This window comes from Variovorax sp. P2_H12 (genome assembly GCF_056403395.1).
This window is the reverse complement of record NZ_JBFUFO010000237.1, coordinates 1-419: the sequence shown is the minus strand read 5'-3', so window position 1 is coordinate 419 and position 419 is coordinate 1. Positions and strand designations below refer to the sequence as shown.

Here is a 419-nt window from a genome sequence, read left to right as displayed (position 1 = left end):
GCAACAACCTGGGACAGCTCCGCGTGTCCTACGTAATGGAGAACGACACCCGGTACTCGGGGACGTTCTACCCCGACTCTCGGTTCGAGCGTCTGCGCAAGCCCGAGCCGATGATGCGGTACATCGACGAGCAGGGCGCACAGGAGCTCGCCGAGTGGGAGGCAGACCAGCGCGCCGAGGAGTCCGAGGAGCCTGCCCTCTGCGGCAAGCGCCGCCCCGGTTGGGAGCAGGAGGGTCCTGGCCGTCACCGCCTCCCCTGCCTTCGTCCTGCCAGTCACGGGGGACTGCACCGGGACGCCTTCCGTGCCGAGTGGGTGGAGTCCGAGACGGGACAGGTGATCGACCTCCGCCCCTTTACCGCGATCGTGGACGTCATGGCCGGTACCGGCGTCCTCATCTCTCCCCCGGCGAGCGAGGAC

Annotated in this window: 1 protein-coding gene; it reads left to right on the top strand. The window is 68.5% G+C overall.

Annotated elements, in window-relative coordinates:
- Positions 1-35: 35 nt before the first annotated feature.
- A partial coding sequence (locus AC1DYK_RS35950) for a hypothetical protein (RefSeq protein ID WP_478170612.1) occupies positions 36-419 on the top strand: 384 nt, incomplete at its 3' end.